We start from the raw sequence: 19,748 nt of genomic DNA, 5'->3' as shown, positions 1-19,748 counted from the left end.
GTGTACAGATTTCTTGAACAGACGGTCGACGGCTACATGACGCGCAACGTCAAGGCGGTGCAGCGCGACCGTGACCTGCTCGAGCTCAGCGAGATGTTCGAGACCGATGATTTCAACTCCTATCCGGTCGAGGACGACGGGCAGGTGGTCGGCATCGTCACCAAATTCGACATCCTGAAGTGCTTCGCCTTCACGCCGAGCCAGATGCTGCCCCGCTATCACGACCTGATGAGCCGCAAGATCGGCGATGTCATGACGCCCGAGTTCATCTATGTCAGCCCCGACACGCGACTGACGCGCGTGCTCCAGATCATGGTGGAGCACCGTATCAGGAGCATCATCGTGCTCGACGGTGCGCAGAAGCTGGTCGGAATCATCGCCCGCGAGGACGTCATCGCGGCGCTCAAGGCGACGGCGCGCGACTGACGGAATACGCCTGATCGGAATCCGTTATCGCCTCCGTGATTTTACGGAGGCTGCTCCCCTTTTGTACGTCGCGCCGGAGCGAAGCTCCGGCGATGGCGCCGAATGAGGGGCTCCTTCCGCGGAAAAACGTCCGATGCGGAGCCGCCCCACCCAAATGAGCTTGCTGCACGGTCGTCGCTGCCCCTCGCAAGGGGAACCGTAACCGGCTGCGCAGAAGTCTGGAAGAAACCAACAGGATCGTCGCCGGCTACGAAGAACTTAAATGCCTGTCTTGATTTCAATCAATTCCCGGTGAGGGTGGATGTGGTTTCTGGCGCTGTGTTCTTTCAGAGAGAATCCGCATGAGCCAGCCCTCCATTTCCAAATCCATGACCATCGGTGAAAGCGGCCTGGCTGTCGTGTTCGCAGTCACCGCCTTCCTCTGCGTGATCGCCTCGGCCAAGGCGCTCGATGCGCCCTTCGCCTTCCATGCCGCGCTCAGCGCGGCGGCGAGCCTTGCTGCGGTCTTCGTCATCGTCAACCGCTACCTCGACCGTCCGGCGGCGCTGCCGCCGGCGGAGATCAACGGGCGCCCCAACTACAACATGGGCCCGATCAAATTCTCCTCCTTCATGGCGATGTTCTGGGGCATTGCCGGCTTCCTCGTCGGCCTCCTCATCGCCTCGCAACTGGCCTGGCCCGCACTGAACTTCGATCTGCCCTGGACCAGCTTCGGCCGCCTGCGGCCGCTGCACACCTCCGCGGTGATCTTCGCCTTCGGCGGCAACGTGCTGATCGCGACCTCCTTCTACGTGGTGCAGAAGTCCTGCCGCGCGCGCCTCGCCGGCGATCTCGCGCCGTGGTTCGTCGTGGTGGGCTACAATTTCTTCATTCTGATCGCCGGCACCGGCTATCTGCTCGGCGTCACCCAGTCGAAGGAATATGCCGAGCCGGAATGGTATGCCGATTTGTGGCTGACCATCGTCTGGGTCGTCTATCTGCTCGTCTTCCTTGCCACCGTCATCAAGCGCAAGGAGCCGCACATCTTCGTCGCGAACTGGTTCTATCTCGCCTTCATCGTGACGATCGCGGTCCTGCATCTCGGCAACAACCCGGCGCTTCCCGTCTCGGTGTTCGGCTCGAAGTCCTACGTCGCCTGGGGCGGCATCCAGGACGCCATGTTCCAGTGGTGGTACGGCCACAACGCGGTCGGCTTCTTCCTGACCGCCGGCTTCCTCGCCATCATGTACTACTTCATCCCGAAGCGCGCCGAGCGGCCGATCTATTCCTACCGGCTGTCGATCATCCACTTCTGGGCGCTGATCTTCCTCTACATCTGGGCCGGCCCGCACCATCTGCACTACACGGCGCTGCCGGACTGGACGCAGACGCTCGGCATGACCTTCTCGATCATGCTGTGGATGCCCTCCTGGGGCGGCATGATCAACGGCCTGATGACGCTGTCGGGTGCCTGGGACAAGCTGCGCACCGATCCCGTGCTGCGCATGCTCGTGGTCTCCGTCGCCTTCTACGGCATGTCGACCTTCGAGGGCCCGATGATGTCGATCAAGGTGGTCAACTCGCTCAGCCACTACACCGACTGGACCATCGGCCACGTGCACTCCGGCGCGCTCGGCTGGGTCGGCTTCGTCTCCTTCGGCGCGCTTTACTGCCTGGTGCCGTGGGCCTGGAATCGCAAGGGGCTCTACAGCCTGAAGCTCGTCAATTGGCACTTCTGGGTCGCGACCCTCGGCATCGTCCTCTACATCTCGGCGATGTGGGTGTCCGGCATCCTCCAGGGCCTGATGTGGCGCGCCTACACCTCGCTCGGCTTCCTCGAATATTCCTTCATCGAGACCGTCGAGGCGATGCATCCCTTCTACATCATCCGCGCCGCCGGCGGCGGGCTGTTCCTGATCGGCTCGTTGATCATGGCCTATAACCTCTGGATGACCGTTCGTGTCGGCGAACAGGAAGTCCAGATGCCCGTCGCTCTTCAGCCGGCGGAATGAGGAGTTCCACCATGTCGTTCTGGACACGCCACCAAATCTTCGAAAAGAACTCGATCATCCTGATCGTCGGCATCCTGCTGGTGATCGCGATCGGCGGTCTCGTCGAGATCACCCCGCTGTTCTACCTCAAGAGCACGATCGAGAAGGTCGACGGGGTCAGGCCCTACACGCCGCTGGAGCTGGCGGGCCGCAACGTCTACGTCCGCGAGGGCTGCTATCTCTGCCACTCGCAGATGGTCCGCCCCCTGCGCGACGAGGTCGAGCGCTACGGCCACTTCTCGCTCGCCGCCGAGAGCATGTTCGACCACCCGTTCCAGTGGGGCTCCAAGCGCACCGGTCCGGATCTCGCCCGCGTCGGCGCCAAATATTCCGACGACTGGCACGTCACCCATCTGACCAACCCGCGTGCGATCGTGCCGCAGTCGGTGATGCCGGGCTATTCGTTCCTCAGCCACAGCGAGGTCGATCCGGACACGATCGCCGACCACATGCGCACGCTCAGGACCGTCGGTGTGCCCTACACGGACGACCAGATCGCGAGCGCCAGCGCCGATCTGAAGGCCCAGGCCGATCCGGAGAATGCCGGCGCCGACGCCTTCAACAAGCGCTACGCCAAGGCCGCCGTGCGCAATTTCGACGGCAAGACCGGCACGCCGACCGAGATGGACGCGCTGATCGCGTACCTGCAGATGCTCGGCACGCTGGTCGACTTCAAGATCTACAACGAGAAAGCCAATCTTCGCTGAGAAGGCATGAACGATGAAAGCTATCCTGTCAGTCCATAATCTAGCGTCCGAGCTCGTGACGACGATCTGGACGCCGGTGTTCGTCGCGATCTTTCTCGCGATCATCGCCTACGCATTTTGGCCCCGTAACAAGGCTGTTTTCGATGAAGCAGCGCACCTGCCGTTGCGGGAGGAGTGAGAGACCATGACCGACCATCATAGCGACATCGATTCCGTCTCCGGCAAGTCCACGACCGGACATGAGTGGGACGGCATCAAGGAGCTCAACACGCCGCTGCCACGCTGGTGGGTGATCTGCTTCTACCTCACCATCGTCTGGGCGATCGGCTACTGGATCGTCTATCCGGCCTGGCCGCTGATCTCCAGCAACACCACGGGCATGTTCGGCTACTCCTCGCGCGCCGACGTCGCGGTCGAGCTTGCCAACCTCGAGAAGATCCGCGGTGACAAGATGGTGGCGCTGGGCGCGGCCTCGCTCGCCGACATCGAGAAGGACCCGGCCTTGCTGGCGCTCGCCCGCGCCAAGGGCAAAACCGTGTTCGGCGACAATTGCGCGCCCTGCCACGGCACTGGCGCCGCCGGCGCCAAGGGCTATCCGAACCTGAACGACGACGACTGGCTGTGGGGCGGCACGCTCGACCAGATCATGCAGACCATCCAGTTCGGCGCGCGCTCCGGTCATACCAAGACCCATGAGGGCCAGATGCTCGCCTTCGGCAAGGACGGCGTGCTGAAGCCCGACGAGATCGTCACGGTCGCCAATTACGTGCGGTCGCTGTCGGGCCTTCCGACCCGCAACGGCTTCGATGCCGCCAAGGGCGAGAAGATCTTCGCGGAGAATTGCGTCGCCTGCCACGGCGACGGCGGCAAGGGCAACCAGGAGATGGGCGCACCGAACCTGACCGACAAGATCTGGCTCTACGGCTCCGACGAAGCGGCTCTGATCGAGACCATCAGCCAGGGACGTGCCGGCGTCATGCCGGCCTGGGAAGGGCGGCTCGATCCCGCCACCATCAAGGCGATGGCGGTCTACGTCCACTCGCTAGGCGGTGGAAAATAGCGGATCCGTGGCAAAAGGGTTCAGACGGGGGTGAACAAAAGTGCCCCCGTTTGAGCTGGATCAACTGACGCGGCGATGTCGGGTCTAGGTTTAATCGCACCTCTTCGAGAAGTTCCAAGCGATGAACAAGACCGTCAACCCGAACGAACTCAAGCCTGTGGACGACAACGGGCCGCTCTACGCAGCCCACAAGAAGGTCTATCCCCAGAGCGTCTCCGGCACGTTCCGCCGGATCAAATGGAGCCTGATGGCGATCTGCCTCGGCGTCTATTATTTCCTGCCGTTCGTGCGCTGGAACCGCGGCCTCGGCGCCCCCAGCCAGGCGGTGCTGATCGATCTTCCCAATAGCCGCTTCTACTTCTTCTTCATCGAGCTGTGGCCGCAGGAGGTCTACTACTTCACCGGCCTGCTGATCGTGGCCGCGGTGGCGTTGTTCCTGATGAACTCGGTCGGCGGCCGCATCTGGTGCGGCTATCTCTGTCCGCAGACGGTGTGGACCGACCTGTTCTATGCCGTCGAGCGTCTGATCGAAGGTGACCGGCGCGAGCGGATGAAGAAGGACAAATCGTCCGACCCGCTGAAGCTCGAGCGGATCTCCGAGATCGTGCTCAAGCATTCGATCTGGCTCATGATCGCCTGGTGGACCGGTGGCGCCTGGGTGCTCTACTTCAACGACGCACCGACCCTGGTGAAAGAGCTCGTCACCTTCCAGGGGCCGATGATCGCCTATATCTGGATCGGCATTCTCACGGCCTCGACCTATCTGCTCGCCGGCTACATGCGCGAGCAGGTCTGCACCTATATGTGCCCGTGGCCGCGCATCCAGGCCGCGCTCACCGACGAATGGGCGCTGAACGTCACCTACCGTTACGACCGCGGCGAGAAGCGTACCTCGGTCAAGAAGGCCGCCGAACTGCGCGCGCTCGGCGAGCAGGTTGGCGATTGCGTCGATTGCTACCAGTGCGTCGCGGTTTGCCCGACCGGAATCGACATTCGCAACGGACCGCAGATGGAATGCATCCAGTGCGGCCTTTGCATCGACGCCTGCGACAACGTGATGACGAAGATCGGCCGGCCGAAGCGCTTAATCGGCTACGACAACGACATCAACATCCATCGACGCCAGGAAGGCAAGGCGCCGATCTACCGGATCGTCCGGGCACGCACCATCGTCTACAGCGCGATCATCGCGGCGATCGGCGGCTTCATGGTCTATACGCTCGCGACCCGCAGCCTGCTCGACGTCAACGTGCTGCACGACCGCAATCCGGTCGCGGTCAAGCTCAGCGACGGCTCGATCCGCAACGCCTACACGGTGCGGCTGCTGAACAAGAGCGGCTACGACCGCGCCATCGCCATCGACGTGGAGGGGCCAGCCAATCCCACGATGCACGTCGTCGGCGTCGATTCGGTGACGCCGGATCGGCCGATCATCGTGATCCCGCGCGACTCCACCAGCGAGCTGCGGCTGCTCGTCACCGCGCCGGCCGAAAACAATCCGGAGAAGTCGATTCCGGTCCGCTTCCACGTCATGGATATTGGACTGGGCGTCGCCGCGAGCGCCACCGACAATTTCGTCGCGCCGTAAATCCAGGAGACCGTCATGTCATCCAAGCCGCTGACCGGAACCAAGGTCTTCCTGATGCTGGTCGCTTTCTTCGGCCTCGTGATCGGCGTCAACGTCACGATGATGAAGCTGGCGATCGCGACGCTGCCCGGCACCGACGTCGACAGCCCCTATGCGGCCGGCTTGACCTACGACCGCGAGATCTCGGCGGCGCAGGACCAGGCCGCGCGCAAATGGAAGGTCAACGCCCATATCGAACGCCGCAACGACGGCGGCGCGGTGGTCCAGGTCGAGGCGCGCGATGCCGGCGGCCAGCCGATCTCCGGACTGAAATTCGGCGGGCGCCTGGAGCGGCCGACCGACAAGCGCGCCGATCTCGCCGTCGAGCTCACCGAGGCCGGCATCGGCCTCTATCGGGGCGATGCCGCGTCCGTCGCGCCGGGCCAGTGGGACCTGGTGATCGAGGGCGAGGCGCGGGGCACGCGCGTGTTCCTGTCGCGAAACCGCGTGATCCTGAACTGAAGGACTTCGACATGCACGTCACGCGGGATTTCTCGCACTACGTCCGGACCGCGGGCGAGGGCGTCCAGCACATCGATCTCGCGGTTGAAGGCGTTCACTGCGCCGGCTGCATGGCCAAGATCGAACGCGGCCTGTCCGCCATTCCCGACGTCACGTTGGCGCGCGTCAACCTCACCGACCGTCGCGTCGCGCTGGAATGGAAGGCGGGTACGCTCGACCCCGGCCGTTTCATCGATCGCCTCGAGGAGCTCGGCTACAAGGCCTATCCGTTCGAGACCGAGAGTGCGGAAGTGGCGGAGGTCGCCGAATCGCGCTTCCTGCTGCGCTGCCTCGGCGTCGCGGCCTTCGCCACCATGAACGTGATGATGCTGTCGATCCCGGTGTGGTCGGGCAACGTCTCGGACATGCTGCCGGAGCAGCGCGACTTCTTCCACTGGCTGTCGGCGCTGATCGCGTTGCCGGCGGCGGCCTATGCCGGCCAGCCGTTCTTCCGCTCGGCCTGGCGCGCGCTGTCGGCGAAGACGACCAACATGGACGTGCCGATCTCGATCGGCGTGGTCCTGGCGCTCGGCATGTCCGTGGTCGAGACCATCCACCACGCCGAGCACGCCTATTTCGACGCGGCGATCATGCTGCTGACCTTCCTGCTTGTCGGCCGCTTCCTCGACCAGAACATGCGACGGCGCACCCGCGCAGTCGCCGGCAATCTCGCCGCGCTGAAGGCGGAGACGGCGGCCAAGTTCGTCGGTCCCGACGAGATATCGCAGGTCCCGGTGGCCGCGATTAATCCCGGCGACATCGTGCTGCTCCGGCCCGGCGAGCGCTGCGCGGTCGACGGCACCGTGATCGAGGGCCGTTCGGAGATCGACCAGAGCCTGATCACCGGGGAGACGCTCTACGTCACGGCCGAGCAGGGCACGCCGGTCTATGCGGGCTCCATGAACATCTCCGGCACGCTGCGGGTGCGGGTTTCGGCCGCGTCCGAGGCGACGCTGCTCGCCGAGATCACGCGGCTGCTCGACAACGCGCTCCAGGCGCGCTCGCGCTATATGCGCCTCGCCGACCGCGCCTCGCGGCTGTATGCGCCGGTGGTGCATGCGACTGCGTTCATCACCATCCTCGGTTGGGTCATTGCCGGCGCGTCCTGGCATGATGCGATCGTGACGGGCGTCGCCGTGCTGATCATCACCTGTCCCTGCGCGCTGGGGCTTGCCATTCCGACCGTGCAGACCATCGCCTCCGGCGCAATGTTCAAGTCCGGCGTGCTGCTGAATTCCGGCGACGCGATCGAGCGGCTGGCCGAGGCCGACCATGTCATCTTCGACAAGACCGGCACGCTGACGCTGCCCGATCTCGAAGTGATGAATGCCGCCAACATCCCCGCCGACATCTTCGAGCTCGCCGGCCGGCTCGCGCTGTCGAGCCATCATCCGGTCGCCGCCGCCGTGGCGCAGGCCGCCGCCGCCAAATCGCCTGTTGTCGGTGCGGTCGAAGAGGCCGGGCAGGGCGTCCGTGCGACCGTGGACGGCGTCGAGCTTCGCCTTGGCCGACCCTCCTTCTGCGGCGCGGAGGCGCTGGTTGGCAGCACCGTCGTCGATCCCGAAGCCTCCATCGTCGCGTTCAGCAAGGGCAGCGAGAGGTTCGTGCTCTCGGTCCGCCAGGGCCTGCGTCCGGACGCGCAGGCTGTGATCGCGGCGCTGAAGGCGCGCAACATCGGCATCGAGATTCTCTCCGGCGACCGCGAGCCGGCGGTGAAGGCCGCGGCTCATGCGCTCGAAATCCCCGAATGGCGCGCCGGCGTCACGCCGGCCGACAAGATCGCGCGGATCGAGGAACTGAAGCAGCGCGGCGCCAGGGTGCTGATGGTCGGCGACGGCATGAACGACGCGCCGTCGCTCGCGGCAGCCCATGTCTCGATGTCGCCGATCTCGGCCGCGCATCTGAGCCAGGCCACCGCCGATCTCGTCTTTCTCGGCCGGCCGTTGGCTCCGGTGGTCGCCGCCATCGACGCCTCGCGCAAGGCGCTGCATTTGATGCGGCAGAACCTTTGGCTCGCCATCGGCTACAATGTCTTGGCCGTGCCGGTTGCGATCAGCGGCGTCGTGACGCCCCTGATTGCGGCGGCGGCCATGAGCGGATCGTCGATCCTGGTCATGCTGAACTCGCTGCGCGCCCGCAGCACCTCACGGGAGATCGTGTGATGGAGATCCTGGTCATCCTGGTCCCGCTGGCCTTGATGCTCGGCGGCGCCGGTCTCGTCGCCTTTCTCTGGTCGCTCCGGAGCGGCCAGTACGACGATCTCGATGGTGCCGCCTGGCGCGCCATCGCTGACGACGAGCCGCCGCAGGAAGCCCCAGTCAAGCGCTAGTGCTTCAAGTTCAGCGCGAACAGGCCAGCGGCCGCAAGGGCTATGCCCACGCCGGTCACGCAAGCGTGCCAGCCGAAGGAATCGAACAGTCGGCCGAGAACGGCTGTGCCGACGAGCCCTCCACAGAAATAGCACGCAAGATAGGTGCCACTGGCGACCCCACGGTTCTCGGTCGCCGTCTGCCCGACGAAGCCGGTGGCCGCCGCCTGTGCAAAGAAGGTTCCGACCGCGACGAGCACCATTCCGGTGAGCACTTCAGGCAGCCGCGCAGTCAGCATCAGCGGCAGGCCGATGCCGGCAACGGCGAGCGAGCCCCAGATCGTCGGGCGCGCTCCAATGCGTGAGGCGACCCGTCCCGCCAGCAAGGTCGTGACGACCGAGGGCAGGAACACCAGATAGACAAGGCCAAGATCCATCATGCCGAGCGACAGCGGCGGTCGGACCAGAACGAAATTAACGAAGGTGAAGGTGCCGATGAAGGCGAACAGAATGCAGAAGCCAATACCATAGGCCGCGCGCAATCGCGGATTGCGCCAATGCGCGACCGTGGCTTTGAGCGGCGAAGCAGCCGGCATCATCGCATGCATCGGCTGCACGCGTCGAATCGTGAAATAGACCAGCACCGCGCCGGCCAGATTGAGCGCTGCGAACAGATAGAAATTCCAGGCAAGGCCCAGGCCGTCTGCAACGGCGGCCGAGATCACCCGGCCGACGAGATTGCTCGCGACATTGCCGGTGATGTAGGCGGCAAAGGCGCCGCCGGCGTCCATCGCGCTGCATTGCTCGCCGAGATAGGCGAGGGTGAGCGCGAAGGCGGAGGCCATGCACAGGCCCTGTGCGACGCGCAGGACGGTGAACACGGCGAGATTTGGCGCGATCGCCAGCAGGCTGGTCGGGAGCGCGAGCAGCATCAAGCTGAGAAAAATGCCGGTCCGGCGGTCGACATGCGGGCTGAGAAAGCCAACCACGAGGCTGGCTGTGGCCATGCCGAACGTGCTGGCGTTGACGGCAAAGCCCATTGCTGCGGGCGTGACGCCGTAATGGCGCGTCAGCGAGGGCAGGATCGCCTGTGTTGCGAAGAGGTCGACGACGGTCAGGAACGCGGTGAGGCCGATCACGAGCGAGCGTAGCGCCAGACCCGGCGAGTGCGCCTCCATCGTCATCGCGGCCGGCTTGATCGGTGCGGAAAGATCGGTCATGGCCTGATTGTCCTGTGAGGATGTGGCGCCCGGCATGGGGATCGCGGGCGCCACATCCATAACGGGTGCGCTGGGGCTGGAATGCGCTCGTTACATGTGGTGATCGTTGGGATCCTTGCGGACGTCGCCGACATAGAGAATGACGGTCTCCTTGCCGAGGTTCTTCCACCAATGCGAGGTGCCGTAGACCTCGGGGCGGATGTCGCCGGCCTTGTGCACGATCGGGTCGACGCAGTTGGAGGCGTATTCGACGATTTCGCCCTGCTGCACGAAGATGAGAGCGGGGCGGTCGTCATGGCTGTGCCAGGGCACGATGCCACCGGGCTCGATGGTGAGCTTGCGGAAGCGCAGCTCGCGGCCCTCGATATGCGCCGGCTGCTTGCCGAGATCGATCGCCCCGAGCGTGACGTCGGTAACGCCGACGGGTTTGTAGTCGACCATCTGCTGGGCGTTCGGCTTGATCTTACCGGCCGGGCACTCGCCGGCAACGACCGGCTGCGCCGAGAGTGTGAGCGCGCTGACGATGGCAAGGCCCGGCCAGATCAGACGCGATAGAGCGTAGCCCTTGAACATGGGGAGGTCTCCTGTGTTGGCCGCAACCCCGCTGGTCGCCGGCGATGACGGGAGCTTCATCGAGATCGCGTCGATCCTGAAATGCCGGCTTGCTCTCGATGCGATAGCGGTGCGCTATGTTGATGCGCGGCGGCTATCGATCCGATTGGGCAACGGCATTTCCGCTTTCGCGGCATTCGGCGTCCGATGGCACGGCGCCCGATTGGCGGGCGTTCACGTCAATCCGCAGGAGCCCCAATGCCGAAATTGTCCAAGACCCTGATCGCCACCGCCGCGTTTGCGGTCATCGCCACCTCGGCCTTCTCGGAGGCCGCCTGGGACTTCAAGGCCGGCATGGCCTACGTCTATGGCGGCCCCGGCAAGATGTCGGCGATGGCCATGGCTCCGGCCGAGAAGAACCACGAGGCGATGATGAAGAACGCCAAGAAGGTGCCCGACAACACCGTCTTCTTCATGAGCAACGGATCGCTGTACTCCACCTCGGGACGGCTCGATCCGACCGGCAATTTCTACGTGAACTGAACAGGCCCCGGCATCGCGGCCGCCCCCTTGCGGGCGGCCGAACCGGGAAACTAAGATTGGCCGAATGCCGGAGCAGAAGATGACATCTCTCTCGCCAGCCGATGCCGAACAGCTCAGGCTTGCTTTCCAGCGCTGCCGCGACATGGACGGCACGCTGAACGAACAGCTCCGCGCCTATGCCGATGCCAGCCGTGCGGTCTTTCCGGCCTATGGCGAGGCCGTCGATCGCCTGGTGGCGAGATTGGGCGGGAACGGCGGTGGCGAGACCGCGCCTCACCCGGGCGATGCGATGCCGGCGTTCATGCTGCCGGACGAGGCCGGGCGTCTCGTCACGCTGCCTTCGCTGCTGCAGCGCGGTCCGCTCGCCGTGATGTTCTTCCGCGGCCATTGGTGTCCCTATTGCCGGCTCAATGTCCGTGCCGTGGTCCAGGCGCTCGATCGCATCGAGGCCATGGGTGCGCAGATTGTTGCGGTCATGCCGGAGACGCAGGAATTTACCCGCCAGCTCAAGGCTGAATCCGGCGCGCCGTTTCCGGTCCTGACCGATCTCGACAACGGCTATGCGCTGTCGCTCAATCTCGCGATCTGGCTCGGTGCCGAGATCCAGCGCCTGTTGTCCTATCAGGACATGGCGAAATTCCACGGCAATGACGGCTGGATGCTGCCGATCCCGGCCGTGTTCGTGGTCGGCCGCGACGGCATCGTGAAGGCCCGCTTCGTCGATCCCGATTTCCGCAAGCGCATGGAGATCGACGATCTGCTCGCCGCGCTGGAGAGCGCGGGCAGGGAGAACTAGGTTCTCACCTTCTCCCCTTATCAAAGACCGTTCTCGCTACCCCGCGATCTCGCGCCAGTCGGCACCGCGCAGCATGCGCATCACGGCGTTCGCGACCGCCGTGCGCTGCCGGCCGGCCACGCCGTAAAGGCTGACGGTGCGGCGGGCGTCCAGGCCGGCGACGGCGGCACGCGTCAGCTTCTCCGGCAAAGGCGAGGTGTGCGGCACCATGGCGACGCCGATGTCGGCCTCGACCAGCTCGATCAGGTCGCGCTCGCTCCAAACCTCGTGGCCTTGCTCGATGCCGTGCTCGCGCAGGCTCGCGGAGATGCGGCGCGCGTGCTCGCAGAACGTCCGGTCCAACAGTTGCTCCGAGCGCAAATCGTCCAGTTCGATGCTGCTGCGGCCGGCCAGCCGATGTCTGTCGCCAACCACGAGCTCGAAGCTCTCGGTGAACAGCGGCCAGGCGTCGAGCCGTTCCCAGGCCTCGTCGATCTCGGCGGCGATGCCGAGCTCGGCTTCACCTTTCTTCAGGAATTCACCGACCTCGCGGCTGGTCCCGCGCAGGAAGCGGAATTCGAGCTGGTTGAATTGCCGCCTGATCTCGTTGAGATGCGGAATGAGCAGCGCGAGGTCGATCGAATGCGTCAAGGCGACGCGCAACGCGCCGACCTCTCCGCTTTTGAACGAGGATGCGAGCGAGCGCGCGCCGGCGGCAGCGTCAAAACACTGCTTCAGGAGCGGATGCATGCGCTGGCCGAGCTCGGTCAGTTGCGCGGCCGGCCGTTCTCGGCGGAACAGGTCGCCGCCAAGCTCGGCCTCGAGCTGCTTGATCGCGCGCGTCAGCGAGGGCTGCGTCACGTTGCACTCCTCGGCGGCGCGCGTAAAATTGAGTAGCTGCGCCACCGCGAGGAAATAGCGGACCTGGTGCATTTCCATGGATCGGCTCCCAGCAAGATCGACCTCAAATCTAGCCGATCGGAACCAGAAATGACATCCCGCGCGCGATAGCGCGGGCGTATGGACTCGGAAGCCAACTGGCATTTCAAAAGGTCCCGCGATCTCTTAAAATGATCGCGCGTAACAGTACCGCCGCGTCCGACGAAAATTCGGCCGGTGCAGGCTCACCAGGAGCGAACCATGAACGGCATGAAGGGCAAAGGTGCGGATATCCCAGGTCAGGTCGTGCTGGTGCTTCAGGGCGGCGGTGCGCTCGGCTCCTATCAGGCGGGCGTCTACCAGGCGCTGCACGAGGCCGGCATAGAGCCGGACTGGGTCATCGGCACCTCGATCGGCGCCATCAATGCGAGCCTGATTGCCGGCAACGTGCCGGAGCAACGGCTGGCGCGCCTGAAGGAATTCTGGAAGCGGATGGAGCAGACCCTGGTCTGGACCCTGGGCGGCGCCTTTCCCGACTTCAACGAGCGGCTCGCTTATTGGTCGACTGTCACCGGCGGCATTCGCGGCTTCTTCCGGCCCAATCCACTGGCGCATGCGGGCGATTCCTATCCGCTCGGTGCCGACAACGCGGGCTATTATTCGACCGCGCCGCTGGAGAAGACTCTGAGCGAGCTGGTCGATTTCGATCTCGCCAATCGCTGCGCGCCGCGCCTGACGGTCGGTGCGGCTCACGTCGGCACCAGTGAAATGCGCTATTTCGACAGCCGCAACGGTGAACTGACGGTGAAGCATGTGATGGCGTCCGGCGCGCTGCCGCCGGCTTTCCCGGCGGTGCGCATCGACGGCGAGCTCTATTGGGACGGCGGCATCCTGTCGAACACGCCGACGGAAGCGGTGTTCGACGACAATCCGCGCAGGGATTCGCTGATCTTCTCCGTGCATCTCTGGAATCCCGTCGGGGCCGAGCCGAACACGATCGCGGAGGTGCTGAACCGGCACAAGGACGTGCAATATTCCAGCCGCATTTCGAGCCAGATTGCGCGCCAGCAGCAGGCCCATCGCCTGCGCCATGTCATCAACCAGCTCGCGGCACGGCTTCCGGAGAGCGAGCGCAGCGATCCTGCGGTGAGAGAGTTGATGAGCTATGGCTGTCCAACCCGCATGCATGTGGTACGGCTGCTGGCGCCGCAGCTCGAGCGCGAGACCCATACCAAGGATATCGACTTCAGCCCGTCGGGGATCACACGGCGCTGGCACGCCGGTTATGCTCACACGCGATCGGTCCTGGCGCGCAAGCCTTGGATCGGCGAATTCGATCCGCTCGCCGGCGTGGTGCTGCACGAGCATATGGAGGAGATGCCGATTGCGGCGGAGTGAGGGATTCGTTCGTGATTGTCTTTCGCAGTGACGATTTCCCGACGGCGCGGTCTGGGCTATTGTTGCCGCGTCTTCGTGGCGAGGCTCGCAATTGGTCGCTGAGAAAGATCTCGAGGTAACGCTCGATCAGGTCCGCGCCAACGCGGCGGGACCGGTGGCGGGCGTGTTCGGCCCTGATACGCTGACCTGGCAGATCGACCGCGAGGCTGTCATCTTTCTCGGTGCCGGCCGCGCGTTGTTGCTTCAGCTGGCCCATCCCTGGGTCGCCGCCGCCATCGCCGAGCATTCGAAAACTCTGGCCGATCCGATCGGCCGCTTCCATCGCACCTTCGACATCGTCTTTGCCATGGTGTTCGGCTCGCTCGACCGTGCCTTGCGCTCGTCCCGGCAGCTGCATCGGCGGCACAGCATGATCGTCGGAGAGATGCCCGAGACGGTCGGCCCTTTCGCGGCGGGTTCGCGCTATTGTGCCAACGACATTCCGTCGCTGCGTTGGGTTCACGCGACGCTGGTCGAGACGGCGTTGATGGCGCACGATCTGGTTCTTCCGCCATTCTCGGCGGAGGAGCGCGAGCGCTACTGGACCGAGAGTCGGACGTTCGGTGCATTGTTCGGATTGACGGCGGATGACCTGCCCGCGGACTGGTCGGGCTTTACGGCCTACACTGCGGCGATGGCGCAGTCGGACACGCTGACCGTTAGCCCGGCGGCGCGCGAGATCGCCGCGCAAATCTTCAGCGGCGCGCGTCCGTGGTTGCGGCCGCCGCGATGGTATCGCGCGCTGACGGCGAGCCTGCTGTCGGAACGCTTGCGCGCCGGCTTCGGGTTTGAGCTCGGCGAGCGAGAGGTCAGATCGGCCGACAACGCGCTGCGATGGATCCGGCGCATCTATCCGACATTGCCGGACCGGCTGCGTTATGTCGGCCCCTACCAGGAAGCGCAGGCGCGCTTGCGGGGCGAGCCGCACCCGGACTGGATGACGCGCTGCCTCAACAGGGCCTGGATCGGACGGCCGCAGATGGACGCGCGCGAGAAGGGGTGACGTGCTCCGCTCTTAATCCCGTCATCCTGAGGTGCGAGTGGCGCGATGCAAATGCATCGCGCCATGAGCCTCGAAGGATGCACAGCCCCGCAGCTGCAGCCGGGCCGTCGCCCTTCGAGGGCCGCTGAAGAAGCGGCCACTTCAGGGTGACGGTGATGGATGAGTGCGCTCGCAATGACGGAGAAGGAGGAAGCGGCTTGTCTCACACCGACGCCAGCTTCCGATACAGCGCGTTGTAGCTGCCGGCCGAAGTGCTCCAGGAGAAGGACCGTCCCATGGCGCTGCGGCGCATGGTGTCGAGCTGGTCTTGCGCCATGAAAGCCGAGAAGGCGCGGCGGACGCCGCCAAGGAAGGACTCGCGCGAGGGCCTTGAGAACAGGAAGCCGGTCTCACCGTCGGTGATGGTTTCGGCAAGGCCGCCGGTCTGGTGCCCGATCGGCAGCGAGCCGAAGCGCTGGGCGTACATCTGGCTGAGCCCGCACGGCTCGAAGCGCGACGGCATCAGGGTGAAATCGCTGCCGGCAAAGATGCGACGGGCCTGGGCATCGTTGAAGCCGATTACCACCCCGATGGCGTCGGGGCGGCGGCGATGCGCGTCGATCAAGGCCTGCTCCAGCGCCGGCTCGCCGGAGCCGGTGACCACGATCTGCCCGCCGGCATCGACGATCTCGTCGGCCGCCGACAGCACGAGGTCGATGCCCTTCTGATGCACGAGGCGCGCGACGATGCCGAACATCGGGCCGCGCGACACCGCAAGCCCGAACTGCTTGCGGACGTAATCCGCGTTGGCCCTCTTGCCGACCCAGTCGCCGGCGCCGAACTGCTGGGCGAGCTGGGCGCAGGAGCGCGGGTCCCAGCTCTCGTCGATGCCATTGAGGATGCCGGTGAGTTCGGACGCGTCCGAGCGAAGTCGGAGCAAGCCCTCCAGGCCGCAGCCGAATTCGGCCGTGGTGATCTCGCGTGCATAGGTGCCGCTGACGGTGGTGAGGTGCGAGGCGTAGACGAGGCCCGCCTTGAGGAAGGACAGCTGGTCGTAGAACTCGACACCATCGATGTGGAAAGAGCTCTCCGGTGCGCCGATCCGCCGCAGCGAGTCCTTCGGGAAGAGGCCCTGGTAGGCGAGGTTGTGAATGGTCAGGATCGACGGCAGCTTGGCGCCGCGCCAGGCGAGATAGGCCGGCACGAGCGAGGCCTGCCAGTCATTGGCATGGATCAGGTCAGCTGCCCAATTCTTGTCCAGCTTGCCCATGGCGAGCTCAGCGGCGGCAGAGGCAAAGCGCGCGAAGCGGATGTCGTTGTCCGGCCAGTCGCGCCCGGACTCGTCGCCATAGGGGTTGCCGGGCCGGTCGTAGAGTTGCGAGCACAGCAGCACGTAGACCGGCAGCCCGTCCTTGGTCGCGGCCCGTCCGAGCGAGCAGGCCGGCATCTCCGCGAAGGCCGGGCAGCGGCCAACGATATGAATATGCGTGAGTTGCTCGATGATGTCGCGATAGCCGGGCAGCATGATCCGGATATCGGCGAAGGAGCGAAGGGCGCGTGGCAGGGCAGCGGACACGGCTCCAAGGCCGCCGACGCGGATGAAGTCGTCCATCTCCGTGGTGACGAACAAGACCCTCAAGAACAGCTGCCCTCTGTCGATCCCGTTTGCTGCTATGCAAGAACGGGTCCAGTTGTCCCGAAATTCTCAAAGCCCGCCCACGCGGCGCGTCTGTTCGGTAAACACTTTCCTACTCAGCCGCCGCCCTCTAGGGTCGCCGCATCAACAACAGAGAACTTCGAGAGTTCCTAGGAGACCCAAGGACGTGAGCAGGCATGCAGCTAGCAGATAAGCATGATGGGACGACGACAAAGGCCTTCGCGGGCCTCAGGGTCCTGGATTTTTCGACCACCATTGCCGGTCCTCACTGCGCGCGGATGCTTGCCGACATGGGTGCCGAGGTCATCAAGATCGAGACCGACGGCGGGGAGACGATGCGGACCCGGCCGCCGCTGCGCAAGGGGTGCAGCACCGCGTTTGGGCAGCTCAATGTCGGCAAGAAGAGCGTGGTGCTCGACCTCAAGTCCGAGGACGGCAAGGAGGCGGTGCGCCGGCTGGCCGCGACATCGGACATCCTGGTGGAGAATTTCCGCCCCGGCGTGATGCACCGGCTGCGCCTCGACTACGACAGCATGCGTCAGGTCAACCCGAAGCTGATCTATTGCTCGATCTCGGGCTATGGCCAGACCGGCCCCTCGGCCGAGCTGCCGGCCTATGCTCCGGTGATCCATGCGGCCTCCGGCTACGACATGGCGCATCTGGCCTACCAGCCCGGTCGTCATCGCCCCGACTATTGCGGCATCTATCACGCCGACGTGGTCACCGGCACCTACGGCTTCGGCGCGATCGCGTCCGCGCTCTATCAGCGCACCGTGACCGGCCTTGGCCAGCACATCGACGTGTCCATGCTGGAATCGATGCTGTCGCTGACGCTGACCGAATTGCAGAGCGCGCAATTCGCCGTGAAGCCGCCGCCGCGCCCGATGTTCGGCCCGACCGAGACGGCAAGCGGCTATGTCATGATCACGGTGGCCAGCGAGAAGACGTTCCAAGCCCTGATGCAGGTGATCAGCCGCCCCAAATGGATCTCCGATCCGCGCTTTGCGACCTATGCCGCGCGCCGCGATAATTGGGCGGAGGTGATCGACGGCGTCGAAGCCTGGTCGCGGCAGCTCACGACCGAGGCTTGTCTCGCAGCGCTCGGCGCGGCCGGCGTGCCGGCGTCGGCCTATCGCACCGTGTCCGAGGCGCTGGCCGATCCGCAGCTCGCGCACCGGCGGGCGCTCTCCGAGGTGCGGGACGAGGGTGGCTCTTTCCAGGTGCTGAACCTGCCGTTCCGGATGTCGGGTGCCGATACTACGCCGGCCAAGACGATGGCCGTGCTCGGCGAGCATACGGATGCGCTGCGCGAGGAGATCAGGCTCGCCAGTGACGCGTCAATTCCGACAGGCAAAACTGCCGCGACAGGCTGAGCACCATTACGCCGTACGTGCCGCGTGTGATCTGTCGGGTGTTCCTCTTGCCGTGGCGAGCATTTGTCGCCAATCTCCTCCCAGTCATTCAACGATCCGAAATATCGGACGAGGGATCCCGGGAGGAACCATGACGAAGATTGCTGCGGCGGCGCGCAAGCACGCGCCGATTTTCCTTGCTGCGGCATTTGCCCTGGCGACTCCGGCTGCGGCGCAGAAGCCAGGCGGCAGCATCACCGTCGGTCAGGAACTCGACATTCCCGGCTTCGACCCGCTCAAGGTTGGCGTTTACGACACGTCGACCAACACCGCTGCCGCCGCGATCTTCGACACGCTGACAACGCTCGATGACAAGGGCGAGCCGGCACCGAAGCTCGCGGTGTCCTGGACCCATTCCGAGGATTACAAGACCTGGACCTTCAAGCTGCGCGAGGGCGTGAAATTCCATGACGGCACGCCGTTCAATGCGCAGGCCTTCAAGGAGAATTTTGACCGGCAGAAAGACCCCGCCAACAAGTGCCGCTGCGCCTTCTACATCACCAACATCAAGGAGGTGCTGGCGCCGGACGAACACACCGTTGTCTTCAATCTGACCGATCCCTCCGTGAACCTGCCGGCAACGATCACCATTCAGAGCCAAAACAATGTCGTGCATTCGCCGACGGCCTGGAAGACCAGGGGCGACGACTACAACCGCAACCCCGTCGGCACCGGTCCCTACATCCTGAAATCATGGACCGCCGGCGACCGCATGGTGCTGGAGAAGAATCCCAATTACTGGGACAAGGGCCGGCCCTATCTGGACCGCATTGTCCTGAAGCCGTTGCCCGATGCGCAGTCGCGCTTCGCCTCGCTGCAATCGGGCGAGGCCGACATCATCTGGGACGACGAGAACGACGCCGACAACATCATGAAGGCGCAGAAGGACTCCAAGCTCACCGTCCACACCTACAAGGGCTCGGGTGCGCAGGTCTACGCCTTCAACACCAAGGTGGCGCCATTCGACGACGTTCGTGTGCGACAGGCGCTGGTGATGGCGATCGATCGCCCGAAGATGTCACAGGCGATTACCAATGGCCTCAGCCGGCCCGCGAGCAATCCTTACGGTGACGGCTCCTGGGTCAAGTGCAAGGACGACGGCGCGCTGCCATTTGACGTCGAGAAGGCCAAGGCGCTGATCAAGGATTACGGCAAGCCGGTCGAGTTCAAGACGCTGGTGACCGCGACGCCCCGGGGCCGCATGGTCGGACAGGTGCTCCAGCAGTTCTGGAAGCGCGTCGGCGCCAACATGGAGATCGAGCAGGTCGACCAGGCCACCATTCCCTCGCGTGCTTTCACCCGCCAGTTCCAGATGACGCCGTGGCGCATCGTCGATCTCGCCGATCCAGATCCGCAAATGTACGCGAATTTCCGCACCGGCAGCCCGCTGGCGCTCGCCGGGTATTCGAACCCCGAGCTCGACAAGCTGCTGGACCACGCCCGCGTCACCGCCGATGTCGGCCAGCGCACCGAGGATTACTGCGCCATCGGCCGCCTGATCAACAAGGAGGCGATCTGGTTCTGGACCTTCCAGAACACCTATTACGCGCTGTCGAGCGCCAAGCTGAAGGGCTTCCCGAAGATCTACAACGGCGTGATCGACGTTTCGACGACCTGGCTGGAATGACGGCG

Annotated in this window: 19 protein-coding genes; 15 read left to right on the top strand and 4 right to left on the bottom strand. The window is 64.7% G+C overall.

What is annotated here, in order from left to right; all coding sequences use genetic code 11:
• From AABA86_RS28295 to ccoS, 9 genes are all read left to right on the top strand, one after another.
• Complete coding sequence (locus tag AABA86_RS28295; protein WP_028143087.1) at positions 1–426, top strand: CBS domain-containing protein; 426 nt, start codon at positions 1–3, stop codon at positions 424–426.
• 341 nt (positions 427–767) lie between these two features.
• A complete protein-coding gene (gene ccoN, locus AABA86_RS28290) occupies positions 768–2,417 on the top strand; it encodes a cytochrome-c oxidase, cbb3-type subunit I (protein WP_212247861.1) in 1,650 nt (549 codons plus the stop codon).
• 11 nt (positions 2,418–2,428) lie between these two features.
• Complete coding sequence (gene ccoO / locus AABA86_RS28285) at positions 2,429–3,163, top strand: cytochrome-c oxidase, cbb3-type subunit II (RefSeq protein ID WP_212247868.1); 735 nt, start codon at positions 2,429–2,431, stop codon at positions 3,161–3,163.
• Positions 3,164–3,176: 13 nt separating this feature from the next.
• The gene (locus AABA86_RS28280; protein ID WP_018322742.1) at positions 3,177–3,341 is read left to right on the top strand and encodes a cbb3-type cytochrome oxidase subunit 3; all 165 of its coding nucleotides are present in this window, start codon (positions 3,177–3,179) and stop codon (positions 3,339–3,341) included.
• Positions 3,342–3,347: 6 nt separating this feature from the next.
• Positions 3,348–4,223 carry a cytochrome-c oxidase, cbb3-type subunit III gene (gene ccoP / locus AABA86_RS28275; RefSeq protein WP_212247870.1) on the top strand — a complete coding sequence of 292 codons (876 nt, stop codon included), beginning with the start codon at positions 3,348–3,350 and terminating at the stop codon, positions 4,221–4,223.
• A gap of 121 nt (positions 4,224–4,344) precedes the next feature.
• A complete protein-coding gene (gene ccoG, locus AABA86_RS28270; RefSeq protein ID WP_212247872.1) occupies positions 4,345–5,811 on the top strand; it encodes a cytochrome c oxidase accessory protein CcoG in 1,467 nt (488 codons plus the stop codon).
• A gap of 15 nt (positions 5,812–5,826) precedes the next feature.
• The gene (locus AABA86_RS28265; RefSeq protein WP_338309157.1) at positions 5,827–6,312 is read left to right on the top strand and encodes a FixH family protein; all 486 of its coding nucleotides are present in this window, start codon (positions 5,827–5,829) and stop codon (positions 6,310–6,312) included.
• A gap of 11 nt (positions 6,313–6,323) precedes the next feature.
• Positions 6,324–8,513, top strand: a complete 2,190-nt coding sequence (locus tag AABA86_RS28260; protein WP_338309156.1) for a cation-translocating P-type ATPase — start codon at positions 6,324–6,326, stop codon at positions 8,511–8,513.
• The gene (gene ccoS / locus AABA86_RS28255) at positions 8,513–8,680 is read left to right on the top strand and encodes a cbb3-type cytochrome oxidase assembly protein CcoS (RefSeq protein ID WP_008138466.1); all 168 of its coding nucleotides are present in this window, start codon (positions 8,513–8,515) and stop codon (positions 8,678–8,680) included. The genes AABA86_RS28260 and ccoS overlap by 1 nt, the downstream gene beginning before the upstream one ends.
• On the opposite strand, the gene AABA86_RS28250 is transcribed toward ccoS, so the two are convergent.
• Together AABA86_RS28250 and AABA86_RS28245 are read right to left on the bottom strand one after the other, a co-directional pair.
• The gene (locus AABA86_RS28250) at positions 8,677–9,879 is read right to left on the bottom strand and encodes an MFS transporter (RefSeq protein ID WP_338309155.1); all 1,203 of its coding nucleotides are present in this window, start codon (positions 9,877–9,879) and stop codon (positions 8,677–8,679) included. The two genes, ccoS and AABA86_RS28250, sit on opposite strands and share 4 nt — an antisense overlap.
• Before the next feature lie 90 nt (positions 9,880–9,969).
• On the bottom strand, positions 9,970–10,452 hold the full coding sequence (locus AABA86_RS28245; RefSeq protein WP_212247885.1) for a cupin domain-containing protein: 483 nt from the start codon (positions 10,450–10,452) through the stop codon (positions 9,970–9,972).
• A gap of 237 nt (positions 10,453–10,689) precedes the next feature.
• Between AABA86_RS28245 and AABA86_RS28240 the strand changes: the two genes are divergently transcribed.
• The gene (locus AABA86_RS28240) at positions 10,690–10,974 is read left to right on the top strand and encodes a hypothetical protein (RefSeq protein ID WP_038946988.1); all 285 of its coding nucleotides are present in this window, start codon (positions 10,690–10,692) and stop codon (positions 10,972–10,974) included.
• A gap of 79 nt (positions 10,975–11,053) precedes the next feature.
• Complete coding sequence (locus AABA86_RS28235; RefSeq protein ID WP_212247887.1) at positions 11,054–11,770, top strand: peroxiredoxin-like family protein; 717 nt, start codon at positions 11,054–11,056, stop codon at positions 11,768–11,770.
• 36 nt (positions 11,771–11,806) lie between these two features.
• Here AABA86_RS28235 and AABA86_RS28230 read toward each other — a convergent pair whose 3' ends face one another.
• The gene (locus AABA86_RS28230) at positions 11,807–12,688 is read right to left on the bottom strand and encodes a LysR family transcriptional regulator (protein ID WP_212247889.1); all 882 of its coding nucleotides are present in this window, start codon (positions 12,686–12,688) and stop codon (positions 11,807–11,809) included.
• Between the two features lie 201 nt (positions 12,689–12,889).
• Between AABA86_RS28230 and AABA86_RS28225 the strand changes: the two genes are divergently transcribed.
• Both AABA86_RS28225 and AABA86_RS28220 read left to right on the top strand, forming a co-directional pair.
• Positions 12,890–14,026: a DUF3734 domain-containing protein gene (locus AABA86_RS28225; protein ID WP_212247891.1), complete on the top strand. Its 1,137-nt coding sequence runs from the start codon at positions 12,890–12,892 to the stop codon at positions 14,024–14,026.
• A 91-nt stretch (positions 14,027–14,117) separates the two neighbouring features.
• Positions 14,118–15,068, top strand: a complete 951-nt coding sequence (locus AABA86_RS28220; RefSeq protein ID WP_212247893.1) for an oxygenase MpaB family protein — start codon at positions 14,118–14,120, stop codon at positions 15,066–15,068.
• Between the two features lie 202 nt (positions 15,069–15,270).
• On the opposite strand, the gene glgA is transcribed toward AABA86_RS28220, so the two are convergent.
• Positions 15,271–16,686: a glycogen synthase GlgA gene (glgA, locus tag AABA86_RS28215; protein ID WP_212247895.1), complete on the bottom strand. Its 1,416-nt coding sequence runs from the start codon at positions 16,684–16,686 to the stop codon at positions 15,271–15,273.
• 194 nt (positions 16,687–16,880) lie between these two features.
• On the opposite strand from glgA, the gene AABA86_RS28210 reads away from it, so the two are divergent.
• Both AABA86_RS28210 and AABA86_RS28205 read left to right on the top strand, forming a co-directional pair.
• The gene (locus AABA86_RS28210; protein WP_338309154.1) at positions 16,881–18,077 is read left to right on the top strand and encodes a CaiB/BaiF CoA transferase family protein; all 1,197 of its coding nucleotides are present in this window, start codon (positions 16,881–16,883) and stop codon (positions 18,075–18,077) included.
• A gap of 130 nt (positions 18,078–18,207) precedes the next feature.
• Positions 18,208–19,743, top strand: coding sequence for an ABC transporter substrate-binding protein (locus tag AABA86_RS28205; RefSeq protein WP_212247899.1), 1,536 nt, complete (start codon positions 18,208–18,210; stop codon positions 19,741–19,743).
• Positions 19,744–19,748 lie beyond the last annotated feature (5 nt).

Origin of the sequence: Bradyrhizobium sp. TM233 (assembly GCF_036247965.1) — a bacterium.
In the GTDB taxonomy this organism is placed as follows: Bacteria; Pseudomonadota; Alphaproteobacteria; order Rhizobiales; family Xanthobacteraceae; genus Bradyrhizobium; species Bradyrhizobium ottawaense.
This window is presented reverse-complemented; position numbering and strand designations above follow the sequence as displayed.

Coding starts and splice junctions, on each gene's coding strand:
- AABA86_RS28250 (WP_338309155.1), bottom strand. CDS start 9,879: ATGACCGATCTTTCCGCACCGATCAAGCCGGCCGCGATGACGATGGAG.
- AABA86_RS28240 (WP_038946988.1), top strand. CDS start 10,690: ATGCCGAAATTGTCCAAGACCCTGATCGCCACCGCCGCGTTTGCGGTC.
- AABA86_RS28280 (WP_018322742.1), top strand. CDS start 3,177: ATGAAAGCTATCCTGTCAGTCCATAATCTAGCGTCCGAGCTCGTGACG.
- ccoG (WP_212247872.1), top strand. CDS start 4,345: ATGAACAAGACCGTCAACCCGAACGAACTCAAGCCTGTGGACGACAAC.
- ccoS (WP_008138466.1), top strand. CDS start 8,513: ATGGAGATCCTGGTCATCCTGGTCCCGCTGGCCTTGATGCTCGGCGGC.
- AABA86_RS28225 (WP_212247891.1), top strand. CDS start 12,890: ATGAACGGCATGAAGGGCAAAGGTGCGGATATCCCAGGTCAGGTCGTG.
- AABA86_RS28230 (WP_212247889.1), bottom strand. CDS start 12,688: ATGGAAATGCACCAGGTCCGCTATTTCCTCGCGGTGGCGCAGCTACTC.
- AABA86_RS28265 (WP_338309157.1), top strand. CDS start 5,827: ATGTCATCCAAGCCGCTGACCGGAACCAAGGTCTTCCTGATGCTGGTC.
- ccoN (WP_212247861.1), top strand. CDS start 768: ATGAGCCAGCCCTCCATTTCCAAATCCATGACCATCGGTGAAAGCGGC.
- ccoP (WP_212247870.1), top strand. CDS start 3,348: ATGACCGACCATCATAGCGACATCGATTCCGTCTCCGGCAAGTCCACG.
- AABA86_RS28235 (WP_212247887.1), top strand. CDS start 11,054: ATGACATCTCTCTCGCCAGCCGATGCCGAACAGCTCAGGCTTGCTTTC.
- ccoO (WP_212247868.1), top strand. CDS start 2,429: ATGTCGTTCTGGACACGCCACCAAATCTTCGAAAAGAACTCGATCATC.
- AABA86_RS28260 (WP_338309156.1), top strand. CDS start 6,324: ATGCACGTCACGCGGGATTTCTCGCACTACGTCCGGACCGCGGGCGAG.
- AABA86_RS28245 (WP_212247885.1), bottom strand. CDS start 10,452: ATGTTCAAGGGCTACGCTCTATCGCGTCTGATCTGGCCGGGCCTTGCC.
- AABA86_RS28210 (WP_338309154.1), top strand. CDS start 16,881: ATGCAGCTAGCAGATAAGCATGATGGGACGACGACAAAGGCCTTCGCG.
- AABA86_RS28205 (WP_212247899.1), top strand. CDS start 18,208: ATGACGAAGATTGCTGCGGCGGCGCGCAAGCACGCGCCGATTTTCCTT.